General features: G+C 63.4%; 20 protein-coding genes. 7 read left to right on the forward strand and 13 right to left on the reverse strand.

What is annotated here, in order from left to right; translation table 11 throughout:
- The 3 genes from L8F97_RS21050 to L8F97_RS21060 all read right to left on the reverse strand — a co-directional run.
- Positions 1-221 (reverse strand): hypothetical protein (locus L8F97_RS21050; protein WP_242154518.1); only part of this gene is annotated, 221 nt, incomplete at its 3' end.
- A gap of 1417 nt (positions 222-1638) precedes the next feature.
- Positions 1639-3807, reverse strand: coding sequence for a hypothetical protein (locus L8F97_RS21055; RefSeq protein WP_242154519.1), 2169 nt, complete (start codon positions 3805-3807; stop codon positions 1639-1641).
- Complete coding sequence (locus tag L8F97_RS21060; protein ID WP_242154520.1) at positions 3804-4943, reverse strand: hypothetical protein; 1140 nt, start codon at positions 4941-4943, stop codon at positions 3804-3806. Before L8F97_RS21060 ends, L8F97_RS21055 begins: the two co-directional genes overlap by 4 nt.
- Positions 4944-5707: 764 nt before the next feature.
- Here L8F97_RS21060 and L8F97_RS21065 point away from each other — a divergent pair.
- On the forward strand, positions 5708-6226 hold the full coding sequence (locus L8F97_RS21065) for a hypothetical protein (protein ID WP_242154522.1): 519 nt from the start codon (positions 5708-5710) through the stop codon (positions 6224-6226).
- On the forward strand, positions 6223-7044 hold the full coding sequence (locus L8F97_RS21070) for a hypothetical protein (protein WP_242154524.1): 822 nt from the start codon (positions 6223-6225) through the stop codon (positions 7042-7044). Before L8F97_RS21065 ends, L8F97_RS21070 begins: the two co-directional genes overlap by 4 nt.
- 155 nt (positions 7045-7199) lie before the next feature.
- Here L8F97_RS21070 and L8F97_RS23065 read toward each other — a convergent pair whose 3' ends face one another.
- Positions 7200-7349 carry a DUF4238 domain-containing protein gene (locus L8F97_RS23065; RefSeq protein ID WP_409929077.1) on the reverse strand — a complete coding sequence of 50 codons (150 nt, stop codon included), beginning with the start codon at positions 7347-7349 and terminating at the stop codon, positions 7200-7202.
- Positions 7350-7433: 84 nt separating this feature from the next.
- On the opposite strand from L8F97_RS23065, the gene L8F97_RS21075 reads away from it, so the two are divergent.
- Both L8F97_RS21075 and L8F97_RS21080 read left to right on the forward strand, forming a co-directional pair.
- Positions 7434-8843: a protein kinase domain-containing protein gene (locus L8F97_RS21075; RefSeq protein ID WP_242154526.1), complete on the forward strand. Its 1410-nt coding sequence runs from the start codon at positions 7434-7436 to the stop codon at positions 8841-8843.
- Between the two features lie 66 nt (positions 8844-8909).
- Positions 8910-9125 carry a hypothetical protein gene (locus L8F97_RS21080; RefSeq protein ID WP_242154529.1) on the forward strand — a complete coding sequence of 72 codons (216 nt, stop codon included), beginning with the start codon at positions 8910-8912 and terminating at the stop codon, positions 9123-9125.
- Between the two features lie 226 nt (positions 9126-9351).
- Here the strand turns inward: L8F97_RS21080 and L8F97_RS21085 are convergent, their stop codons facing one another.
- A complete protein-coding gene (locus tag L8F97_RS21085) occupies positions 9352-9984 on the reverse strand; it encodes a tyrosine-type recombinase/integrase (RefSeq protein WP_242154531.1) in 633 nt (210 codons plus the stop codon).
- Positions 9985-10375: 391 nt separating this feature from the next.
- On the opposite strand from L8F97_RS21085, the gene L8F97_RS21090 reads away from it, so the two are divergent.
- Positions 10376-11467, forward strand: a complete 1092-nt coding sequence (locus L8F97_RS21090; protein ID WP_242154533.1) for an ABC transporter ATP-binding protein — start codon at positions 10376-10378, stop codon at positions 11465-11467.
- Here the strand turns inward: L8F97_RS21090 and L8F97_RS21095 are convergent.
- Genes L8F97_RS21095 through L8F97_RS21105 form a run of 3 tightly spaced genes read right to left on the reverse strand, consistent with a single transcriptional unit; the run spans position 11457 to position 14400 of the window.
- Positions 11457-12302, reverse strand: coding sequence for a carbohydrate ABC transporter permease (locus L8F97_RS21095; protein WP_242154535.1), 846 nt, complete (start codon positions 12300-12302; stop codon positions 11457-11459). The genes L8F97_RS21090 and L8F97_RS21095 overlap by 11 nt on opposite strands.
- A complete protein-coding gene (locus L8F97_RS21100; RefSeq protein ID WP_242154537.1) occupies positions 12299-13180 on the reverse strand; it encodes a carbohydrate ABC transporter permease in 882 nt (293 codons plus the stop codon). Before L8F97_RS21100 ends, L8F97_RS21095 begins: the two co-directional genes overlap by 4 nt.
- The gene (locus tag L8F97_RS21105; RefSeq protein ID WP_242154539.1) at positions 13177-14400 is read right to left on the reverse strand and encodes an extracellular solute-binding protein; all 1224 of its coding nucleotides are present in this window, start codon (positions 14398-14400) and stop codon (positions 13177-13179) included. Before L8F97_RS21105 ends, L8F97_RS21100 begins: the two co-directional genes overlap by 4 nt.
- A 265-nt stretch (positions 14401-14665) precedes the next feature.
- Between L8F97_RS21105 and L8F97_RS21110 the strand changes: the two genes are divergently transcribed.
- Together L8F97_RS21110 and L8F97_RS21115 are read left to right on the forward strand one after the other, a co-directional pair.
- Positions 14666-17605 (forward strand): TonB-dependent receptor plug domain-containing protein, encoded by a 2940-nt coding sequence (locus tag L8F97_RS21110; RefSeq protein ID WP_242154541.1) that lies wholly within the window; start codon positions 14666-14668, stop codon positions 17603-17605.
- 96 nt (positions 17606-17701) lie between these two features.
- On the forward strand, positions 17702-18454 hold the full coding sequence (locus L8F97_RS21115) for a glycosyltransferase family 2 protein (protein ID WP_242154543.1): 753 nt from the start codon (positions 17702-17704) through the stop codon (positions 18452-18454).
- 97 nt (positions 18455-18551) lie between these two features.
- Here the strand turns inward: L8F97_RS21115 and L8F97_RS21120 are convergent, their stop codons facing one another.
- From L8F97_RS21120 to L8F97_RS21140, 5 genes are all read right to left on the reverse strand, one after another.
- Complete coding sequence (locus tag L8F97_RS21120) at positions 18552-18893, reverse strand: hypothetical protein (RefSeq protein ID WP_242154545.1); 342 nt, start codon at positions 18891-18893, stop codon at positions 18552-18554.
- Positions 18894-19071: 178 nt separating this feature from the next.
- Complete coding sequence (locus L8F97_RS21125) at positions 19072-20889, reverse strand: DUF885 domain-containing protein (RefSeq protein WP_242154547.1); 1818 nt, start codon at positions 20887-20889, stop codon at positions 19072-19074.
- A gap of 108 nt (positions 20890-20997) precedes the next feature.
- Entirely contained in the window at positions 20998-22431 is a 1434-nt protein-coding gene (locus tag L8F97_RS21130) for an APC family permease (protein ID WP_242154548.1), read from the reverse strand.
- A gap of 416 nt (positions 22432-22847) precedes the next feature.
- Positions 22848-23960 carry an alkene reductase gene (locus L8F97_RS21135; RefSeq protein WP_242154550.1) on the reverse strand — a complete coding sequence of 371 codons (1113 nt, stop codon included), beginning with the start codon at positions 23958-23960 and terminating at the stop codon, positions 22848-22850.
- Positions 23961-24108: 148 nt separating this feature from the next.
- Positions 24109-24385, reverse strand: a 277-nt coding sequence (locus L8F97_RS21140; protein ID WP_242154552.1) for a hypothetical protein, incomplete at its 5' end; no start/stop codon positions are given.

Here is a 24385-nt window from a genome sequence, read left to right on the forward strand (position 1 = left end):
TCCCACTTTTTGCCCTTCGAGGCCGGCTTTGGTGCCCGGTCGAGCGACCGTCTGGCTAAGATTAACGAGTGTATGAAGTTGGGAAAGCCAGGGAGGGCATTAAACGGCGACTTATGGGTCAGCGCGACGAAGGGGGGCAGCGCTTTCGCCCCACCGCCGACATTCTGCTTCTTCGCCTCCTGCGTTAGCGAGACAGGGTGGCAATCTCCGGCGATAGCCATAGCATATAGACCAGCACAGCTGCCCATACGAAACACCAGAAAGCAGCGCCCATCGGGCCAAAGAGAGCCACACGACCTGGATCGCGGGTATCGTAGAAGACCCGCATGGTGGGCATCACCGTCTTTCCGCGCCTGACCTCCCAGTCCACCGTCGCTTGATGGTGCCGGCCCGTAGCATCGGCGTAATCTATTCGCACCTTCGTATATCGACCAATCCTGCCGTCCGCGAAGGGGTGTAGTCGCAATGAGGCGAACGGCCTTGTATCATCGAGACGCTCTGCTTCAGAGTAATCGCTGCTAACTGTTACGGCCTCGACGGAACGCCACCGGTGGGCTCTGTCCCAAACCTGCCAACCATAGCACAGGGTGCCGAATGTCGGTCCACTCACGAAGAGGAGGAAATACAGCATCCCCTCGGCCTACCGGTCATTGCTCAAGATAACGTTGAGATGCGGACATGTCGGATTGTTCATTTGCTGGAGCTCGCTCCCTATGGGAGGAACCACGGCAGCTAAAATCTGGGAGGCCTCGATGCTATTGGCTCTACTCGCTGCCGCCGCATGGAGCCCTCCTGCCCAAGCCGCTTGGCCGGGCGAAACGCCACACATCGAGGTGCGTGTACGCGCGAAAACTTTGTCGATGCGCGACAAGGCACCGATCGATGTCGATCTTCTCGCGACGGGCGAAGGTTTCGCTGTCTCACCATTCCTACAAACTACCCGCGGGATTGCGTTCGAGGTTACCTTAGACTCTGGTCAACCGGCTACTCCTGCCGAACCGATGGTCGGGTCGCCGCCCCCACCTCCGCTCGAGGTTCAGCAACTTGTACCCGTTTCGCAGTCGACCCCATATCTTGTGACCACGCAGGAGCGTGCGGGGACCATCTTCCCGGGACCGGGGAGATACAAGATCAAAGCACACGTCTTTCTCTTCAGCTTCCCGTCCGACCCAGTTCGATATGCTGAGTTGATCTCGAAACCAGTTTCTGTCGTCGTCACAAATTGATGGCATGCGGCACTTGGACAGCGGCATCTGGAACTATAGGCTAGAAACATGCGAAACAAGGTAGTCGTATTCCCGTGTTTCAAGGTGTTGGTTGGCGGCGGCCTATCGATTCTGTTGTCGCTTCATGAGGGCGGGGGCAGTCCGCGCGTCAGGCCGTCGCCATCATCATGATTACCCTCGATAGCGTCCGTGTTTGGATCGAAACCAGAAATGGCGCGTCATTTGAAGATGAACGAATGGCGGTAGTTGGAAAGTCAGCAGAGCACTTCGAATGTCCGGTTGTGGGTCTCGCCCGCCTTCCGTGCGGATCTTCGCGGCCGGTCAAGTCCGGCGCCCTCCGTGCCGCCGGCACCCGGCGCTCGCGCACGGGACGGCATAGGGCCGACGCGAACGGGCAATGCGCGGCTTCGCCTCAGGCTTTAAGCGCGGCCTTGACCCTCTTCCTGATCGCCTGGACCAGTGGCCGCCGAGCCGGGGCCTGTGGGAGCGCCAGCGCCAGGTGCTCCGACCTCAGCCGGAGGCGTTCGCACCCGAGCGCGAGCAGGAACTCGAACGCGGCCTCGCCCCTGACCAGATGCGCGCCGTCGACTATCCTGCCGATGAGGCGTGCGACCTGCTCGCTCAGCTCAGGATCACTCCTGTAGTCTAGTTCCGACGGCAGCGCCGCGCGCAGAAATGATGCCTGTATGATCCCGTCGTTGAAGCGCCCGAACACCTCGGGGTGGATGAGGGTTTGCCGAAACCAGCCGCTCCGCAGAGCTTCCTTGGCCGAAGGCGGCGCGGTCCGCAGGCTCTGGAGCACGGACGAAACGGTGGCGAAGACGTCGGCCTGGGTCTCCGCCCCGGTCACCAGCCCCTCGGGCCAGAACGCGAAGCCTGGTCTGAGCCGAAGCCTTCCGCTCTCCTCGTTGGCAACGAAGGCGTCCTCGATCAACGGTGTGCTGACGTTTCCCAGACGGTCGATACGCTGATCCACGAACTTCCGGTTCCTGCCGGCCCACGTGTCCGCGGCAGCCTGCAGGAAAGCGAGCTCGCGATCCCAGGCGTTCTCCCGTCGGGCACTCGGCAAGACCATCTCTTCGACCGTCTCGAACGCGTGGTGCGCCTCCCTATTCGAGAAAACGAGACTGTTGCGGAGTGTCCTGCGCTGATCGGGACTGGTCGGCTTGGCGAACCCAACCAGGTATGTGATCGGCGCACGCGGCGCGGCCGTCCGCAGCTCGCGGCTGATATCGAGGAGTCGTCTGCCGCTGCCGATTGCGGCGGCGATCACCAGAAGCGGGCCGTCGGCGTCTTTGATGATATTCTCGATCTCGTTGGGCCGGTCAGCCCGGACGAAGTGCAAGGTCTGGCCGCTCCTGGTCGCCGCCAAAGCGCCCCAGGGCTCCGACTGCTCATCCGGCAGCACGCAAAACTGCGCGCCGGCCGGGACGAAGCGTCGAAGAAAGTAGTCTAGGCGCTCCACATAGTCGGCGTGGGCCAGCAGGGCATCCGTATCGATTTTGTGCAGGTGCGACGTCGAGCTGTTCAGGCAGCGGCCGCCGACTAGGCGCGCGAACTGGGCCGCGAGCGCCTCCGGCGCGTGCGCCTGCCTAACGACCAGCGGGACCGGCTGCGGCGGGCTAACGTCGAACTGGTCACCCCGAAGCTGAATGAACATCGAGCCCTGCCGGCACAGCGCACAGTCGCCATCGTAGGTGCGGCGGGCGGGATCGTGCCCCTTCGGATTGCGGATTCTATCGGCCGCGAGGTCGACGGCGACCTGAAGGACGCCCTTGTGCTCGCCCAGGAACAGCAGATGCACGATGCGGTCGGGGTCGAAGCCCCGTGCCATCAGCCGCTCGGCCAAGCCGCCGCTGGAGGAAGCCGAGACGATCGCGACCGAGCGGCCGACCTCGATGAACGGGTGCTCGTCGACACCGTAATAGGACCTGAAGTTCTCGGCCGCGATGTAGCCCTCGTTGTCGGAACCGCGCCGCAGCTCGTTCAGCGCCGACACTACCGCGTGCAGCGCGGGCGTGTCGATGTAGGCGTTCATGGTCCCGGACGGGACAAAGGGAAGCAGGGCGAGCGCCAGGAAGGTGATCTCCGCCTGCCGCACCAAGATGTTGGACAGCCTCATGAAGCGGTCGGTGTGCTTGCCCGATGGGTTGCGGAAATGGTAGTTCTCGCTGCCCTCTACGAAGCCCTTGTGCTCGTTGAAGATCTCGGTTGCGCCCCGCCGAAGGATAGCATGCAGACCCGGGTTTGTATGGAAGGGGCCTTCCTGCAACGTTCCGACCGACTTGGCTGCGCCCGCGGCATCGAAGCTCCAGAGCTCGACGTGGCAACCCTCGCCGACGCGTTGCAGGAGGGTTGACCGGACCTCAGGGCGGGCGAGGTCGGTCGCGGCCGCCGCCGCGCTCTGCCCCCTGGAGATGATGATCAGCTGATCCGGGCGCAGAGTGGCGCGCACCTCGCGGTCGACCTGCTCGAGCAGCTGCCGGGTGTCGAGGGTCTGAGCGGCGTTGAACAGGACAAGCACGTCCACCTGCTCGTCGTCTGTCTGCCAGTCGGCCCGAAGGCGGAAGAAGCTCCTCACACGAGCTCATCGATCGGAAGAAGCAACGTCCAGAGTGTGCCGGAGACGCGCGCGATCCGGCGCTCGCCATGCAGCGGCGCTAAGCGGGGCACCGTCGCGAAGGCCTCAGCCGCCTCCAGGCCGAGGTCGGCGCACAGCGACTGCGCCCCCGTACGCAAGCGCAGGAAGCCGTTAGAGGCCCTGCCGACCGCTATCAGGTTGGACAGCCCCATGCCCGCCCCCGGGCGGGGCTTGGTCGATGCACCGCTCTCGAAGCATTCCATCACGGCTCCGCGTTCGACGGCACCTCGGTCCTGCGGTCCCAGACTCCGCCCAAGCCAGCGGGCGGCGAGGCCGGGTCCCGAGTCCATCACGGAGACTTCCAGGAGCTGCAACTGCGCCCTGCCGCGGGTGGGCCGCAGGCGGCGGCAGTAGGTGGCGATAGCGGGGGTGTCGGCCGCTACGCGCGCGAGCGCCCCCGGGTCTATCGGATGGCGACGAGCATGGATCGCCCTGATCGAGCGCTTAAGGACGTTCCCGGCGAGATCATGACGAGCGTGCTCGTGGGTGTTGCGGAACAGTTCGTATATCGCGCCCGCCAACGGCTCGACGAGGTGCTTCGTCTCTCCCCGCCCGTGCTCGAGCGGCATCGTCGCTTGGAGAATCTCGCCGACGAGGTCGCCCAGCGAGCTCTCCGGTTTGGGCGTCGGCTTCTCGTCTGGTGGGAAATCGTAGAGTTTGGCCGGATGCGACCGGCCGTGATGATCCGCACAGAACACCTCCAGCTGCAGTCCGCGCGTCTCGCTCCGGCCCCGCTCGCTTTGAAGCGCGTCGACCCGATCCAGCGCTCTCGCGCGGACCCGTTCGGTGAGGTCGCTCTCGCCGAATGAAATCCGGCTGGCGAGCAGCGCAGCGCTGAGCGAGGCGAAGCGAGACACCGCCTCGTCCGGGGCCGGTGCGTCGATTGTGGCGTACCTAATGTGCGGCCGGCTCTCCTGCTGCGCCCAGGTGACGTAGGCCTGCGCGAGCGCGGCCTCACCACCCAGCGCATGGTAGCTGTTTTCGATGGGCGTCGTCAGCACGTAGCTGCCCGCCCCTTCCAGTTCGGAGAGCACCGCTTCAATGCGGGTAAACTGGAGATGCCGGGGAATCCTCATCGAGTCGCTTCTATAGTCATCGATACGGTCGGCGCGGAATACCTTTCGAACGTCCGCCGCATACGCGGCGAAGTCGCTGGCGGGCTTAGGGCGCGTCGACGAGCGTGCTAACCCGAGCGAACTATCAGGTGCATCATTGTGGGTGAGCTACCGCGCCTTCCAACCGAACAAAGTGCCGATGTCGGGGAGAGCTCGCAGCATCCGGAACGTCCACTTATGGGTCTTCCTGGTGGCGACGACCCGCCGGCAGGAGGCGATCAGCATGCGTCGTTCGCAGTCGGGCTTTGAACGGCAGCTTCCGCCAGAACCTGCCGTTCGCCCAGCGCGAAGCCGTCTGGCAGCAACGCGCCCCAATGTCGGCCATTTGTCTGGCCATAAGATGATCTTGAAAGCGGCCGTCCGTTCGAAGGCGTCGATCGACGCGGTCGGCGGAAGGCGCAACGCTGCTTTCGAGCAATTGCGACCACTTCTCGACACCCGTTCCGAGCAGCTGCAATGTCCCCGGTCGGGCGGTCGTGGCTCCCTCCCTGTCGTTTGCGCGGATGTAAACGCATGGCGGGTGCGAACAGATTCACCCATTCACGCCCACGCTGCCCATTCGCCGAATGCCGCTGGCACGCTAGATGACTCCAATGAAGTCAGCACCACCCCTCTCGCTAGACGCGCGCCTCAATCGCATTACGGCGGGGCAAGCCGATCTCCTGCGTAGGGGCCAAGCCCTGCTGCGCGCCGGCTTGCCGACGAATCAGGTGGGAATGCTCCTCTTGGCGGCCGCGAAGCGTTCGATTGCGCTGCCCGAGGGCTTCACGGCCATGATCCGAGCGCGCAACTTCCACGCCGCCGCGCCGATGGTGCGAATGCAACTCGACACCGCCTTGCGCGTCGCAGCGCTGGGCTTCGTTTCCGATCCTCATGCCTATGCCGCAGCCGTTATGGAGGGCGCGGCCGTCTACAAGCTCAGGGACGACACGGGCGTCCGACTCACCGACCACCGGCTGCTGGAGCGCCTCGTTGAGACGGTTCCGTGGATCACGACCGTCTACCGAGACGCCAGCGCCTTCGTGCATCTCAGAGCCAGGCATCTTTGGACCAGCATCGCCGCGATAGAAGAGGCCGAGCGCCTCGTGGTCTTTCAGATCTCCCCCTGCGATCCGGCGCGGGTAACGGAGGATCAATATTACGATGCGGTCGATGCCTTTTATCAATGCCTTCTGCTGGCGATGGACTTGATCCTGGGCGGCATGCGGCAGGTCACGGGCCTCGCTGACGGGCCCGCCGCATGAACATAGCTGCTCCTTCCGTCCGCCCTGATTTTGCGGGCGCGGTCGCCAAGGTCGCGCATGCTAATCGCCATATCGCCGCATTCGCGCAGGAGGCCGGCCGCTACTTCGCCAAGCGGCCCTACCAGGCTATCCAGACCCCGCACCCTGACACAGGCGAGCCCGGCTATCATCTCTACGAACGGTTGGGCTTCCCGGATCGACAACTGGCGCTCTTCATCGGCGATGCCCTGCATAACCTGCGATCCGCGCTCGATCATCTCGCTTGCGCCTGCGCGATTGCGCACGGCGAGAGCCCCGACCACACGCAGTTTCCGATCCTCCTGAAGGAAACCGGGCTTGAGCAGAAGCTTCTGAAGGACCTCGGTAAGGCCGGGCCCGTGGCGATCGGCCTCGTCCGAGCCCTCGCCCCGACGCCACTCAGCAATCCGATGCTGGCCGCCCTTCACGAGCTCGACATCACCGACAAGCACCGCCTTATCCTGCCCGTCGCGTGTACGATGAATGTGGAGATCCAAGTGGGAGGATTCGAGGGTATGCCGGTGGTCACCGCAAGGGGAGGCACTGCCGCACCCGAACGGACCACCTGCTTCGTGCCAGCGCCCGCCGGCTACGAAGACTGTATCGCGCATGGTTTCAGTTTTACGGGCGATGTCGTTTTCCCCGCAGGCACGCCGCTCGCCGGGAAGCCTTGCGTCGAGATGCTTTACGAGCTTTCCGCCGTTGTGGCCGACATCGTTATCGCGTTCGAACAGAGGTACGGCACGCTCCGACTATCCCACGGCATCTCGCGCCTGGGACGAACGGCCCGTACCATCTGAGTCGCCCGAGAGGATCCGCTGATTCGTCGCTCCATCGCTACACGGGCGACGACCGCCAGCCCGGCTGAGCCCAATCGCCTCGTGATCGACCTTGTCCGGGTCGCACGCTTAGATCCTGATGGGAATGACTCCGGCAGAATGTTCCTGATATTCGATCAGGCGTTGAGCAGCGAGCTGATCCAGGACCTGTCCAGGCCCTTGTCGTATACCCAGATCGACCGGCGGTCAGCGTCCGACGCGAAGTGGCGCAGCTGCGCCTGCGGCACGTAGTGGTGCTTCCTGGACGGCTTGGCCTGCTTAGACATTCCCTGGACATAGGTGGTGCACGGTCCTGACCCAAGGCGACGCCGGGCCGTGTATCCGGCGCCGCGATGCGCTACTCGGGTCGGATGTCAGACGAGAACGCACAGACCTGGATCGACGCGGCGCGGTGGCGCGACCGCTGGTCGGTCGTGGAGAACCTCGTCGGCGGCGGCCAGGGCGACGCCTTCCGCGCCAGGCGCACCGCCGACGGCCGGGACGGCTTTCTGAAGGTCCTCAAGGCGAGGACGGTGCCGGAGCGCCGGTCGCGCTTCTTCCGCGAGGCGAGCGCCTACGACAGCTTCGCGGTCGACGGCATCCCGCGCCTGATCGAGAGCAACGCGCACCGGCACGGCGACCTGGCCTTCGACCCCTACATCGTGACCGAGTTCGTGTCGGGCCCCACGCTGACGGCCTGGCGGGCGTCGGCCGCACCTTCGCTGGAGGACGCCGTCGCGGTCACCCGCCGCATCCTGCGGATCCTGCGGGACTGCCACGGCCAGGGGTGCGTGCACCGCGACGTCAAGCCGGACAACGTCATCCTGCAGGACGGGGATCCGGCACGAGCCTGCCTGCTCGATTTCGGCCTGAGCTACCACGAGGCCGCGGATCCCGATTTCCGGACTGAGGACGGACAGGAGGTCGGCAACCGCTTCCTGCGGCTGCCCGAGCTCTCGGCGGGAAGCGTGCTCAAGCAGGATCCCCGCTCCGACCTCTCGTTCGCCGGCGGCATCCTGTTCTTCCTGATCGTGGGGAGCCACCCCGACGTCCTGCAGGACGCCGAGGGGCGGCTGCCGCACCAGCGCGGCCCGGCCCTGGCCGCGCTCCAGACCGCGGCGGGACCGAGGCTCGCGCGGCTCGTCGCGTTCTTCGACAACGCGTTCGAGCCCGTGCTCGCGGCGAGGTTCTCGAACGCCGGGGCGATGCTCGACGCGCTCGCCCGGCTGATGGAGGCGCCGACCGCCATCGGGTCGCCCGACGACGACCTCGCCGCGATCCGCGGCGTGATCGACACCGCGGCCGAACGCCGGCGCATAGCCTCGATCAAGACCTTCGGCGACGCCATCGGGCACTTCGGCCCGGTCTTCCAGGCGATACGCGACGAGCTGGGTGCTGGATTCTCGCTGGGCCAGACCGCGCAGCGCATCGACGCCGACGTCGGCACGACCACCTACATCTGGAGCCGCACCGGTTCCGACCCGTTCCTGTCGACGACCTGCGAGGCGACGCAGGCCGGCGACGAGGTCGTCGTGCGCCTGTCCGGCGAGACCGTCCACCGCACGCCCATCGCCTCCCCCGACTTCGGTGGCCAGATGGCCTCGACGATCAGGGCGTGGGTGCTGGCGAGGATCAGGCGCGCGTTGGTCGATCCCGACCACATGCCCGTCGAGGCGGAGTTCTTCCGCGAGACCGCGCCGCAGGGGCGGTTGGCGGCAGCGGCAGATGCGGCGCGTTCGGCCGGCAGGCGGGTGCTCGCGTTCGTCTACGACCCGTCGTAGTCGGACCGCGGGCAGCTCGCCCACGGCCTCCGCTACTTCCTGGAGAACCGGCGCACACGCGACACGATGAACGCGGCGTTCATCACGGCGCTGGTCCCACTGGCCCAGATCGCCGAGGTCTCCGACGTGCTCGACGACCAGTCGATGGAGCGGTCGCGGTGGGTCGTCCTAGACGCCGACCTGCATCCGCTCGAGCAGCACGTCATCCACGCGAACGGCGAAGGGGGCGAGAGCGCGATGCTCGCGCTGGCCGACCGCTACCCGCCGGGAACGGCGTCCTAGCCGCGGCGGCGGGCGGACATCCGACGCGGCTGCGCCCGGCGACAGCGCGGCAGCTTGGTCGCCTCCGCCAGCAGGTCGAACAACGCGCCTTCCGCGTGAGGCGGCTCGCGACGACGCATTCAGCGCCGCATCCGGTCTGAAGGACCGTAGAGGTGGGATGAACGAGCGGCGGAAAGTGGGAAGCGGCCCTTTGCCACTGAACGACCGTTTCTGGGTCGTTTCGTCGTCAGACCTCGGTACGTTCCGCAAGCTCCAACGCATCCTCCACGTCAACGCCGAGATAACGCACGGTGCTCTCGATCTTAGCGTGACCGAGAAGGATTTGCACAGCCCGCAGATTGCCGGTCGCCTTGTAGATGATGGAGGCTTTTGTGCGCCGGAGTGAATGGGTGCCATAGTCCTCAGCTTGAAGGCCGATACCTGTAACCCATTCTCGAACGAGCCTCGCATACTGGCGAGTGCTCATGTGCCCCATGTAGTCGTTCCGGCTAGGGAAAACGTAGTCGTTAAGCGTACCCCCTCGCCGTTCAAGCCACGCGATTAACGTTTTGCGCGCGGGCTCGACTATTTCGAATTGCACGGGCCGCTTTGTTTTCTGTTGGACTACGATCGCGCGATCTCGGACGCGACCGCCGGCGACAATGTCACCGATGCGGACTTTGACGACGTCACACCCGCGTAGCTTGCTGTCGATCGCGAAATCGAAGAGGGCACGATCTCGCAGGCGGCGGTGCTGATCCAGCCAGAAGCGGATTGCCCAGACCTGCTGAGGTTTAAGTGCGCGCTTAGCGCCCAGCACCCGGCCTTCGTTCCACGGTCGCAGCTCGTGAAAAGCAGGATCAATTGAGGAGTGGCCCATCGCTCACCTCCATTGGCTCATGTGACTACCTTGATAGTCAGCTGAATTAAACTAGCGATTGCGAGACATGGTTAGACAGCCATCAACTACGTCTAACCATCGGCCGAAAGCGATCACACCACGTTCGCTTACCGACAATCTATCCGTCGCAATGATTAACGCGGAGCTGGACATACCGAGGACTTCATAAAGCGGGGACGGACCGCTAATTGTCACTTGACGAGTTTTGCTTCCACAGCCTTCCAGTGATGACGCGTATACGGCTCCACGTTTCATTTACGATAAGCAACGCGAGATGGCGCCCGCAACAATATACCAGCGGAGGCACTACCGATCAAACCGCCGTCACGGATGCACTATGACGTAGCCGCGCTTTCGCATAAGCGGCCTTATGAGCAGTGTTATCGTGCAAGGTCTGAGCAAAAGCTTCGGCTCCACGACCGTGCTGCGGCCGACCAATCTCGCGATCGACGAGGGCGAGTTTGTCGTGATCGTCGGTCCCTCAGGATGCGGCAAGTCCACGCTGTTACGGCTGATCGCCGGGTTGGAGGAGCCGACCAGCGGATGCGTCCTGATCAACGGTCGCGATGTAACGGCACTTGACCCGGGTAAGCGTGGTCTTTCGATGGTGTTCCAATCCTACGCGCTTTACCCGCACCTGAGCGTTTTCGATAACATCGCCTTCCCGCTGCGCATGGCCAAACTCCCGAGGAAGGAGGTCGCGGCTAAGGTTGCCGAGATCGCCGAACTGCTGGAACTGGGTTCGCTCCTGCAAAGGCGACCAAAGGCGCTGTCGGGAGGGCAGCGGCAACGCGTGTCGATCGGGCGAGCGATCGTGCGCGATCCGGCCGTTTTGCTGCTCGACGAGCCCTTGTCCAACCTCGATGCCGGCCTGCGGGTCCGCATGCGGCATGAATTTGCCCGACTGCACCAGCGACTCGGCGCAACGATGGTCTATGTGACTCACGACCAGATCGAGGCGATGACGCTCGCCAACCGCATCGTCGTCATGTCGAGCGGCTGCATAGAGCAGACGGGAGCACCGCTTGACCTTTACCGCACGCCGACAACGATCAGGGTTGCCGAAGCGATCGGCTCACCGGCAATGAACCTGCTACCTGTTTCAATCGCGAGCGTGGAAGAGGCTGGCACGTTCGTGACCATTTCAGGCAAAGTCGAGTGCCGCGTCGCCGTTCGCGCGCCGCCCTCAGCGGTTGGCGGCCGAGCTACCCTTGGTGTCCGACCCGAGCATTTGCGTGCCGATCCCCTGGGCGCTTTCTGCGGTCGGGTCGAATTGTTCGAGCGCCTTGGTCCGTTATCCTTCGCACACCTTGGAGAAGCGGGCGTCGAGGGTAGCTTGGTGGCGCAGCTGCCGAGCGACAGGCACGTTATGCTGGGAGAGGTAATCCGCTTCTCGGTCGATGCAGGTGACGCACACCTGTTCGCCGAAGACGGCGTCGCCTACACTCGCGTCAACCCTTGATCCCCCCGTTAAGTACTCCGTCAAAATAGTGGCGTTGAAGCAAGAGGAACAGCAGCAGCACCGGCGCCGTGGTGACGACTGCGCCCGCCATCATGAGCTCGACGTCCCCGCCATGTTCGCGACTGATCGCGGCCAGGGCCACGGGTAGCGTGTAGTGCGTCTGGTCGGTGATGATGATGAGCGGCCACAGGAAGTCACTCCAGCTTGCCAAAAAGGTGAACAGCGCCAGCGTGACGATCACCGGCCTCATCAGTGGCAGTACGATGGCGGTGAAGATCCGCCACTCGCTCGCGCCGTCTACCCGAGCGGCGTCGAGCATCTCGTCGGGGATCGCGAGCGACGCCTGCCGTACGAACAGAACCCCGTACACCCCGGCCAGACCCGGAGCCAGGACGCCTGCATAGCTGTTCACCAGGCCTGCTGACTTCAGCATGAGAAACAGTGGCAGCATTGCAACCTGTGCCGGTACGACAGCGAGTGCCAGTAGCATTTTGAGCAACGCAGCCCGACCGGTAAACTGCAACTTGGCGAAGGCGTATCCGGCCGGCACGGTGAGTGACAGACCAAGCGCCGTCGTCAGCGTGGCAAGAACAAGGCTATTCACAATCGCCGGCAGTATCTTGTAGCTTGTCGCGGCGCCGAACGCGCTGGGGTGGGCGAACAACAGCTCGCGGTAATTGGCGAGCGTCGGGTGCATCGGCCAGAACGGCGGCGGGAACGTTGCCGCTGCGCCCTTCGGCATCAGCGAGACGTTAATCATCCACAACAGCGGCACGGCCGTCGTCAGCGCGGCTAGCGCGACCAGCAGGGTTCGCGTTCCAGCGCGCGCGCTCATAGCCATTCGTATCGCTTCGCAACCTGTGCCTGTACGCCCGTCAGCAACAGGATGGCAGCAAACAGCAGCACAGCGACCGCTGATGCCATGCCGAGGTTCCACCAGGTAAAACCCTGATCGAACATGAAGTACAACACCGTTACTGTGCTTTGCGCTGGGCCGCCGTGGGTCATCACATAGGGTTCGGTGAAGACTTGAAGGAAGTTGGCGACACTCAGCACGGTAGCGAGCAGCAGGGCAGGGCCGATCGCGGGCATGATGACGTGGCGGAACCGCGCCCACGCACCCGCCCCGTCGAGCCGTGCGGCATCTTGCAGGTCGTGAGACACCGTCGAGAGCGCGGCGATGAACACCATCATGTTGTAGCCGAACGCTTTCCAGACGATGAAGACCAGCGTCGCAGGAATACTGAAGCGAGGATCGCCGAGCCAGTCGACGGGCGCAATACCGGCGAGAGCGAGACCGTAGTTCAACAGCCCAGTGCGTGTATCCAGCACGTAGCGCCAAACCAACGCAGTCGCGACAAGGGTGGTGACATAGGGCGCGAACAGGAGCAGTCGCCACACCGGCTTCCACCTGACCGTACGCGAGTTGACGAGCAGTGCGGCGATAAGCGATGTTCCTATCGCGGCGGGTACGCCAAGCCCTGCGAACATCAGCGTGTTGCGGACCGCGTGCCAGAATAGCGGGTTTTGCAGCAACTCACGATAATTGCCGGCACCGACGAAACGCAGGTTATGAACGTCTGCCAGAGCGTAGATGTCGAAGTCCGTGACGCTCAGCAGAAGTGCGCCAGCCGTAGGCACGACGAGCACCAGCAAGGTGCCGAGCAGAACCGGGATCGTAAAAGCGAGCCCGGCTCGAGCTTGCCGCGTCATAACCGCTCCCCGCGATCAAGCAGCCAGCGGCGCTTCTCCAGGATCCGGTCGGCGCGACGGTCCATCTCGAGCGTGGCGGCGTCGACGCCGTACTCGCCGCGGACCATGTGCTCTGCGACCAGTTGCACTTCACCGACGATCCGTTCCCATTCTGGCACTGCGGGTGGTGCGATGCTGTTCGCGATCTGGTCCGAAAACACCGCCGCGATCGGATCTCTGGCGAGATCGCCTGCGCTCCAGGCGCTGGGCCGCGTCGGCAAGTCGCCGGTGATACCATAGATGCGACGCTGCGTGCTTGCTAGGCTCAGGAAACTGACCAGCGCCCAGGCGCCGGCTGGATCGTGCGTGCTGTGGCTGACCGCAAGGCTGGCACCCCGCGCCAGTGCGCGCGAAACGCCGCTTCGTCCCGGCGTCGCGACGGCGCTCCATGACAAAGGGGGAAAGGCCGCCGCGCGCCGACGCAGATCCCCAATTGAAACGGCGTCCGAAGGCAGGATCGCAAACCAGCCGCGCCGGAACGCGATGTACGTATCGCCGACTTCCGAACCCGTGGCGATCGGCGAAAGCCGGGCATCGTAAATCGCCTTGTAGAAGCCGAGCGCTGCTCGGAAACCAGACGAGGAGAAGTTTCCTCGCGTGTTGGCGTCGCGCAGCAAAGGTTCGGGCTGTTGTGCCGCAAAGGCGAAGAGGGGCTCAGGCCAGTCGAGCAAATGCAGCGTCGCGTATCGATCAGGATGTCGCCGCTTTAGAGCAACCGCCATCCGCATCCACTCCGTCCAATCGAGCGGTGGGGCGGCGTAACCCACCTCAGCAAGGAGGTCGCGACGGAAGAACTGCACCCAGCTGTCGCTGGTCCAGGGCACAGCCATGGCACGTCCATCGACCATGACCGAAGCGTGCGCGCCGGAGAATTGATCTCGGAGCAACGGCGATGCGGGCGGCAGCGGCGCCACGGCACCTAGCAGCGCGAGTTCGGGCAACCAGGCGCTATTGACCATCATGACGTCAGGCAGTGTGTTGCCCGCATACCCGGTCAGCAGTTTTTCATGCGCGCCGGTCCACGGTAACGTCTGCAGATCAACGTGTATTCCGGTCTCCGCCAAGAACGGCGGTAGTAGTAAGTCGGCATTCTCTCCCGTCGTACCGATCGCCCACCACCGGAGCGGGTTGTTGGCTTGCGCGCGCCCGCACCCGCATAGCACTGCGGTCGCAGCCGCCATGCCAGCACCGATCGCAGTCCGACGCGATATCACGTCTTGGAATAATCGCGTTGCACCCGATCCCGCCCTTTCGCAGCTTTCGTAGGAGACCCGGACTTGCACTCCAAGCGCATTCCACAAGGTCGGGCATGATCCAAATCAACTTTGTCGAATTCATGCGTGTCGTTGGCGCATCACCGCTGCTGCAAAACGTCTCGGATCCACCTTTGCTGATTGACGGAAGAGCACCTCTTGGTGGCACGGTGAAAGGACAGGGGAGATCTAGATGTTCTTGACTACGCATCGCCGGCTTTTGGCCGGCACGGCACTGCTGTTCGCGTCTGCGGCTGTTCATGCGCAGACCGCGCCGGCGCCGGACACGCAGGATGCACAACAAGATGAACGTCAGCAACGTACCGCAACTGCCGATGCTGCGTCGTCAGCTGAAGCGCAGGGCAACGACATCGTGGTCACCGGCTCGCGCATCACGCGTTCCGAGTTTGCAGCGCCTAATCCGATCACCTCGTTCAACGCAGCCGCTATCCAGCAGTCCGGCAATACGAACATCACCAGTTTTCTTGAGCGCGTGCCTGCGCTGTCGGGCTCACGCGACTTTACGCAGACGTCCGGCGGAAACGCAGTCTATTCCAATCCCTTTGGAGCAGCAGGTCTCAACGAACTGAACTTGCGCAACCTGGGCGTCAATCGCACGCTCGTTCTGGTCAACGGTCGCCGCCACGTCGCGGGAGAGCCCAACAGCGCCGCAGTCGACATCAACAGCATCCCGACTGACCTCATCGAACGGGTCGACGTACTGACCGGCGGAGCGTCGGCGGTCTATGGTGCCGACGGCGTGTCGGGCGTGGTCAATTTCATCCTTAAACGGGATTTCAACGGTATTTCTGCCCGCAGTCAGGTTGGTATTTCGAGCCGAGGCGATGCCGGCAACCGCTTTGCCTCGATCGCTGCGGGCAAGACGTTCGCCAACGGTCGCGCGAACCTGACGGTCGCATACGAGTACAACGCTGACGATCGGCTGGAGAACGACGACCGCGCGTACCTCCGCAGCGATCGCCGCCAGTATCTCATCCCGAACGACGCGGCGGCAGCGAATCCGAGCCTTCCACATAATGTGCTGGTCGGGGACCTGCGCTACCCCAACGAGTCGCCGATCGGTGCGGTCGACGTGAACGGTGACGGCTATCCGGATTTTAACGGGTATGGACAGCCCTACCGGCACGGGACCTCTGCCGCATATTACTCGACCGGCGGCGACGACACGCCCGTCGCCGGTTTCTACTCGGGCGACCTTGCGCCGCGCATTGTTCGTCACGACGTCAACGTGCTCGGGCATTATGATGTGTCGGATGCGTTGAAGCTCTCGATCGAAGGCAAGTACGCGCAAACTCGCGCGACGACATACGACTATTACATTGGCACCTACGGCACGGCGATCTCGCTTGAAAACCCGTTCGTGCCAGCCGCGATCCGGGATGCCGCGCTGGCTGCCGGTCAGACGTCTGTCGCAGTCACTCGCGACAATCTGGATTACGGCCGGCACGGTGAGAGCGATCTTCGCCGAACCTACCGCGGTGTCATCGATGCAGGCGGACGGATCAGCGACCAAGCGACCTACGACGTCTATTACGAATACGGGCGAACCGACGTCGCCATCACCAAGCTCAACGACATCCTCTCTGATCGCTACGCCGCTGCCATTGACGTGGTGGCAAACCCTGCCACCGGCCAGCCAGTATGCCGATCCAATCTCACTGGCACGAACAGCGGGTGCCTGCCGGTCAACCTTTTCGGCCCCGGCCCGATCGATTCTCAAGCTCTCAGCTTCTTCCAGATTGATGACACCAGCTACGCCCGCATCACGCAACAGGTCGCAAACGCGTCGGTGAGCGGCGACTTCGGCGCGTTCTTCAAGCTGCCCGGCGGTCCGGTGCAATTCTCGTTCGGCGGAGAGTATCGGCGCGAGACCAGCGCGTTCAATCCCAGCGACAACCTCATCGCCAATCGCTTCGCGGCCTTCACCGAACCTACCTTGGTGGTGCCTTCAGGCGGAAGCTTCGACGTGAAGGAGGCGTTCGGTGAATTGAACGCTCCCTTGTTGAAGGCTGCGCGCTTTGCCGAAACACTATCGGTCGGTGCCGCATACCGCTTCTCGAACTATTCAACGATCGGCAATACGGACACATGGCAAGTTAACGGCGTCTATGCGCCGGTGCGCGACATCACCTTCCGGGGTTCGTACGGGCGATCGGTGCGTGCGCCCAACATCGGAGAGCTGTTCCAGCCGATAAGCGGCGACTCCAACTTCTTCATCGATCCGTGTGCGCCAGGCGAACTGATCCACGGAACGCAATATCGCGCGGCTAACTGCAAGGCTGCCCTGGCGGCGGTCGGTGCGACGATTTCTGATGCGCTGCAAACGCCTAACAACATCGCGGGTGTCCGCTCGGGCAATCCCAATCTGCGCGCGGAGACCGCCACCACCTGGACGGCAGGTGTCGTGCTGCGACCAAGCTTCCTGCATGGGCTGACGGCCTCGTTCGACTGGTACGACATAGACCTGAAGGGTGCCATAAACACACCGGCGCCTTCGCAGCTCGCCACGTTGTGCGTCGATCAGCCAACCATCGACAATCAGTTCTGCCGCTCTTTGACGCGGGCCAGCGGCACGGGAATCATCAACGGCTATACGGTCGAGCCGCAGAATGTCGCGCAGTTCCGTACAGCCGGCGCCGATATGAACCTCGACTACCTCATCCACACGGCCCGGATCGGCACAATCGATCTGCGTTTGGTGGGGGGATATCTGCATCGGCTCGAATTCGTCGGAACGCCTGGCGCGCCAGCGACCGACAACGTCGATCAACCGGGCGCGCCGAAGTTCAACTTCACTATCTCGCCAAGCTGGACCGTCGGCGTGCTTACGCTGAGCTACAACCTGCGTTGGGCGGACGCCACGAGGACGGTGGACAAGCTGACGACCGATAACGATCCGGATTACGCTCCCGCCGCCCAGCTTCGCTACAGCGAACTGTGGCAGCACGACCTGCAGGTTGGCGTCAATCTGCCGAGCGGCTTCTCCTTTTACGTCGGCGCGCAGAACCTGACGGGGCAGAAGCCGGACGCGGGCAACGCCATCAACCAGCCGATTTCGGCAGTCGGGCGCTACCTCTATGCCGGCGTGAAGATCAATACAGGCGGTCGTTGATCAACCAGACTCATCCGGCTGTTGCCGGTTCCGGCACGGAGGGTCTGTGCACATGCAAACTCTTGCCCGGAGCCGGTTCGTCCAGCATAGCGCGGCATGCAAACTGTCGCCGAACTTTTCGCAGTGGATCTGCCGCTGCCGCGCTATGACGTGGTTATTCCCTGCTACAACCGCTCGCATGTGGTCGCTGATGCAGTCGCCAGTGTCCTGTCTCAAGACCCAGCCCCGACGCGTGTTGTTGTCGTAGATGACGGTTCAAACGATGAGAGCCCTACAGTCATTCGCGTGCTTGCCGCCAAGTACCCAGAGCAGGTGACCGGAGTAATCTTGCCCCGCAATGGCGGGGCTTCCAACGCTCGTAACGTCGGGGCTTCCATATGCGAGGCACCTTGGATCGCGTTTTTGGACAGCGATGACATCTGGGTACCGGGCGCGGCGCGGTCGTTGCTGAAGGCCGGCACCGACTCGGACGTGGTCTGCGGATTTTTCGCGCGCATGGAAGAAGGAAGCGCGGCAGGCGAGCCCGAATGCGGCTGGTGCGGCGGCGATATCCGTATCGCTTTATGTCGTGGCGGCGTGATCGGACCGTCCTGGGCGATTGTTCGCCGTGAGACAGTTTTCGCGGTCGAGGGATTCGACCCTAGCTTCCACAATTGCAACGACTGGGACTTTTATACCAGGGCAGCGGCGGCGGGCGCACGCTTCCGCCGCATCGACGCCCTTGTCGCCTACTATCGTACCGTCGCTGGGAGCCGCCTTGTCAACGACTTTACTATCGGTGCCGCAAACGCGCGCCGCGTCCTATCGCATCCATATCTCGTCGGAGCCCGCGCGCTAACGGTGACATAGTGCACCGACTTTTTAGCTGAATGAACGGCCAGTCTCGAGAGATAGCAAAGTTGCTCCGAATGTCGCTTTGTGGGTCCAAGGCGCAATGCGCGGTTGGTCAGCGCTGCTTCTTCGGCGGGCTGGCGGTGAAATCGGGATCCTTCTTCGCTATCCAATCCACGAATTTGCGGACGGTGGGATCGGCGAGCAGGCTGTCTACATCCATCCCATGGCGTTGCAGCTCGGAATTCGTGAAATTAGCAACCAAAGCCTGCTGGCAAACTGGATGCATCGGCACGACATCGCGGCCGCCTCGGCTTTTGGGCACGGGATGATGCCAGACGGTGGCCTTGCCGAGCACGCGGCCACAGAGCCAGCAGGGTGCGACCGTTGCCGGGTTCTCCTCCTGTTCGCGATCAGGCTCGTCGTACGGGCCATGTTTCGAATGTTTACGGGCCATGCGTCTGTCTAATCTCTCAACGAATGATTTCTCGGTGGCGGCGCGGGGGTCACCCCTTACATGTCCCACGAGCACGATCACCACATCAACGAACGTCCGCGTTCTGGAAACGCCGGAGCCACGTCGAATGGCGGGAAGTGGGTCTTAACTCAGGCGAAGGTACGAAAGGATGTGTGTCCTAGTAGCGCCGGCTTTGTTCGTCCCGCACGAACATATCGATTTTGGCATCGAGCACGGTTAGCGGCAATGCTCCACTTAATAAAACCGCGTCATGGAAGCGGCGGATGTCAAACCGCTCGCCAAGTGAACGCCGTGCCCTTTCCTGGGCTTTCAAGATCGATATCTTGCCGACCATGTAGCCGCACGCCTGACCCGGCCAGCAGGCATAGCGTTCGATTTCCTGCCGACATAGGGCGAGCGGATCGCCGACGGTTTCGTGCAATACGGCCTCGGCTTTGGCGCGGCTCCAATGTTTCGCGTGCATGCCTGTATCGGTGACCAGTCTCCCGGCACGCAGGAGCGCATCGTGGAGATATCCGAGCTGCCACGACGGATGGCCTTCGAAGAACCCCATTTCGAGCGCGAGCTGTTCCGCATAAAGTGCCCAGCCTTCGACATAGCCGTTGAACAGCAGGATCTTGCGCGCGTCGGGCAGATCGGCCTGGTTCTGCAGGCTGATCTGGAGATGATGCCCCGGCACACCTTCGTGGAAGGTGGTGGTCGGCATGTCGAAGAAGGGCACCTCGTCCATCTCGCGCATGTTGAGCCAGTAGACCCCCGGCCGGGTGCCATCGAGGCTGCCGGGCGTGTAATGCGTGCTCTGGCCGGCCTCGGTTTCCGCCGATATTCGCCGGATCTCGAGCGGTGCTTTGGGGAGGGTGCCGAAATAGGCGGGCAGTTTCTTCTGCATCGCCACGACAAGCGTGTTGAGGGCCGCGATTTCATCGGCTCGCCCCTGATCCGAATCGGGGTAGAGTTCCTTCGGGTCATGAAACAGCGCGTTGAAGCGATCCGCCAGGCTGCCCTTGATCATCCCCAGGCGGGCAAACTGCGTCTCGGCCTGCGCCTGAAGGTCCCGCGTCAAATCGAGGCCGATCCGGTGAACCTCCTCGGCCGGCAACTCGGTGGAGGTGAGATTGCGGAGTGCCTGCGCGTAATAAGCCTCCCCGTCCGGTAGGCGCCATACGCCCGGTTCGGGTGACGCCTTGGGCAAAAGCGTTTCGAGCAGCGCGACCTGACGATCGAGCGCCGGGAGCACGCGCCGGGTGTAGACGTCGCTTGCCCGTCCCGCCCAGTCACTGGGTATCCCGGCCTGGGCGGCGCGGCTCGCGAACATGGTGACCAGCGAGGACTGGTCGGCCCCGACGCGGAGCAATTTGGTTTGTGCCAGCGCACCCTGAATGGCGAAATCGGGTGGAACGGCGCCGATCGCGGCGTCATGGCGAACCCGCTCGCCTTCCTCGTCGATCAGGCGGGCGAACTCCGTCAGCCGCGACAGATAGGCATCGCAATCCCCGGCCACCGCGATCGTATGCTGGGAGGAGAGGAACTCGGGTATGCTGCAATACGCGCCATCGATCTGGCTGATCACGTACGGCGCGCCGACGATCTCGGTACCATAAGCGAACTGCCGATTAGCGCGATCGATCGTGGCGCGGTCGTAAAGGATCGCATCGTAATCGATGGCCGCGCGTGGGCTGAGACGGGTGCGGTCGATCTTGCGCAAAGCGGCGACCTCGGCGCGCGTGATGGCGCGGCGCCGGTCGCGTGCCGCTGGGGATGCCTGATGCAGCATCGACTTGCTGTTGGCGCGTGCGCCGCTGTCGATGCCAAGCTGGCTGACCAGTTCGGGACTCTCGGCCAGCGCGGTCGCGTAGAGCTGGTTCAATAATGCGGTCAGTTGCGTATCCGCATCGACGGGGCCAGGCGCGGCTCGGGCGCCCGCCGACGCGATGCCCAATGCGGCAGCGGAAGCGCAAAAGTCTCGGCGGTTCATGCGCGCTCTTTCGTTGTCGGGAGGGCTTGGTTGACGTTGACGACCCCGGCGGGCGCGCCGCGATCGGATGGGTTCCGCACGCTGTGGTCGGACACGAGCCTCATCATCTCAGACGGATCGATGCTCGACGAGCGCCAACTGGGCGAAGTGGTCTGGTCGGGCGAACTTCATCCAGATCGCAAAGGCGATGCCGATCGCGAGGGTAACGACGTAGAGGATCGGCAGCCACGCAACGAATGGCGTGCTGATCGTCGAGAGCAGCGTGAAGTTGGTGGCGACCGTCGTGAGCGCGCCGAGCAACCCGACCGCGGCGCAGGTCGCGGCCGCTAGCACGATCGGCCCTGCCTCGCGCGCCCGGCGGACGACGTAGAACAGGATGGCCACCGCCGCTGCGGCCTGCAGCGCGATGATGCCGAGCGTACCCATGCCGATCAGCACGGGGATGATCGCCGCATAGGGATCGGTTCGCGTGGACGCGATCGCCACCAGGCATATGACGGTGGCGACCGATATGCAGATCGTCGCCGCGACCGGCACGCGGCGCTGTTCGTCGAAGCGGGCAAGCGAGCGCGGCACCAGACCTTCGCGTCCGAGCGCGTAGACGTAACGCGATGCGGCGGCATGGATGGCGATGTACGTGGCCAGCATCGACGTGCACAGCAGGATGCCGGCAATATCCGATGCGGCCTCGCCGTCGTAGCGCTTGATGAGGTCGAGAATGAGCGTGCCGCCGTGCGCCAGCGCAGCCGGTTTCGCTTGATCGGCGCCAAGCGCGCCGACTACGATCCAGGCGGTGACGAGATAGAACGAGCCGATCAGAATCACCGATATGTAGCTTGCGAGCGGAATGCTGCGCACCGGATCAGCCGCTTCCTTGGTGTAGAGCGCGCCGGATTCGAAGCCGACGAAGCAGGTGAACGCCGTCATCAACGACACGCCGATACCGGGCGCGACCCACTGGTTCGGCGCAAACGAGGCAAGCGGAAACGCCTCGGTCCCTCGGGCGGCGATGACGGTCACATCGAACACGACCAGCACGAGCGTCTCCACGACGATGATGACGGCGAGCAATTTGGCGGACGCGTCCATCGAGCGATAGTTGAGGATGCCGGTCAGCAATACCGAGACGGCGGCGCAGATCGTCCAGTCGACCTTCATGCCGACCGCGACGAACACCTGCTCGTCGAAATAGCCGCATGCCGCCGCAAGCCCGAACGCGAAGGATGCGTAGGAGATCACCGCGCAATAGGCAGCGCCGACGCCCAGTTCCTTGCCCAACCCTTCGGCGACATAGGTATAGAACGCGCCCGTGCTGACGATGCGCCGGCCGATAAAGGCGTAGCCGGTGGTGAAGGCGATCAGGATGGCGCCGGCAATCAGGAACGCGACGGGGACGCCGGCACCGCTTCCGCGCGCGATCGCAATCGGCAGGTTGCCGATCATCGACGCCAGCGGTGCCGCTGCGGCAATCACCAGAAAGACGATGGTGCGGGTCGGCAGTAGGTGACGCTGTTGCGCCGCCGATGAGGTTGGGAGGTCCACGCGCGATCTTTCGAATGATATACCGATCGCCTCATTACGGGGAAAAACGAGAAACGCACCTGCGATCTGCGTAAAATGAATCGTTGGCTTCCTCCGGCATTACGGCGTGGTCGCGAGCGTTCAGCGCCATCGCGACATGACGAAGCAGTTAGCCACTCGACTATCTAGGCCAAGCTGCCCCGATCTTTAGCTGAACGGATGACCGCAACTGGGGAACTCTCAAGCCCGAACGAACGTCGGTTTGTGGGTCATTGCTGCGTCCAAGGCCAAGTCGCCGGACGCAGCAATGATGCGGTTGAGCCGTGCGGGCACATGACCACCTTAATGATGCCGTCCTGCTTGCCACAAATCTTCGCGCGCATCTGAGGCGCGTCCTCGAGGCTGCCCGGCTACGCTGACCTCACGCAAGAATCGTCCTACTCGAGGCCCACCGGCCCGCGCATCTCCGGCCAGTCGGAGTAGCCAACCGAGCCTCCGCCATACCAATATTGTTTGGGTGCCTCGGCAAGCGGGGCGCCGGTGCGCAGGCGCTCAATGAGATCGGGATTGGCGAGGAACGGTCGGCCGAAGCTGAACAGATCGGCGTCGCCATTGGCGAGCGTCTCTTCGGCGAGATCGAGCGTGTACTGGTTGTTGGCGATGTAAGCGCCGGAGAAGCGCTTGCGCAACTCTTGAAAGTCAATGCCCTCGGGCACGTCGCGCGTCTGCTGGGTCACGCCTTCGATGTCGTGGATGTAGAGCAGGCCGATTTCTGACAGGGCGTCTACGAATGCGTCGAAGGTCTGCGCCGGCTGGCTGTCGAGCGGCGTCTTGCCGGGCTCTGTCGTCGCGGGCGAGATGCGGATGCCGACCCGGTTTGCGCCCCAGATATCGACCACAGCACGGACCACATCGAGCGGGAAGCGCAGGCGGTTCTCGATCGAGCCGCCATAAACGTCAGTGCGACGATTGGTGCTGTCGCGGATGAACTGCTCGAGGAGGTAGTTGTTCGCGGCATGGACCTCGACGCCGTCGAAGCCGGCCGCCTTCGCTTGTGAAGCGGCGTGGCGGTAATCTTCGACGATTCCCGGGATCTCGCCAGTCTCCAGTGCACGCGGAGTGACGAAATCCTTGAGACCGTCGTTGGTGAATGCCTGTCCCTCCGCCGAGATCGCGGAGGGAGCCACGGGAAGCTCACCCCCATGCAGGTCGGGATGCGAGATGCGACCAGTATGCCAGAGCTGGAGGAAGATCAGGCCGCCGCGCTGGTGCACGGCATCGACGATTGGGCACCACGCGGCAACCTGCGCGTTCGACCAGATGCCGGGAGTCATCGCATAGCCACGTGCCTGGGCTGAGATGTTGGTCGCCTCGGTGATGATCAGACCCGCGTCGGCGCGCTGGCCGTAATAGTCCGCGGCGAAGCCGGGCGGCACACCGTCATCGTTCGATCGGCTGCGTGTCAGCGGCGCCATGACGATGCGATTTCGTAGCTGCAGATCACCGATCGTGACCGGTTGCAGGACGCGGCGGGCAGTTGGGTCGGACAAGACATGATCCTCCGTGGGAGCGACGAGACCCCAAACGAGGCAAGATCTACAACGCGCGAGCGCCGGCTTTCTCCCAATGAAATGGGATAAGATCCTATCGGTGGGCGTGCCCCATCCGACGGTTTACCGCACCGCGCTCGCTGAACGCCTAAGGGGTGAGGTGAACAAACGTCCGAAGCTGGAAAGCGACCATGGCCCGCTGAATGGCCATAAATGGGTCATCGCCCCGTATGGGTCGAAGCAGATGTCGTTGGGCCACTTGCAAAGCCCAACTCTTGGAGCCTCGCCCGGTCGCATTGTGGATCACGGCAAGCTTCTCCCTGGCATGTCCCACTTCAATCGTGTTCATGCCGTCTCCGTCTTGTGGCTGTGAGAAGCTCAATGAACACGGCTGCTTCGCCGGCCAGCCGTCCGCCAACGGACTT

The sequence above is a fragment of the Sphingomonas sp. BAUL-RG-20F-R05-02 genome (assembly GCF_022662305.1).
Lineage (GTDB): Bacteria > Pseudomonadota > Alphaproteobacteria > Sphingomonadales > Sphingomonadaceae > Sphingomonas.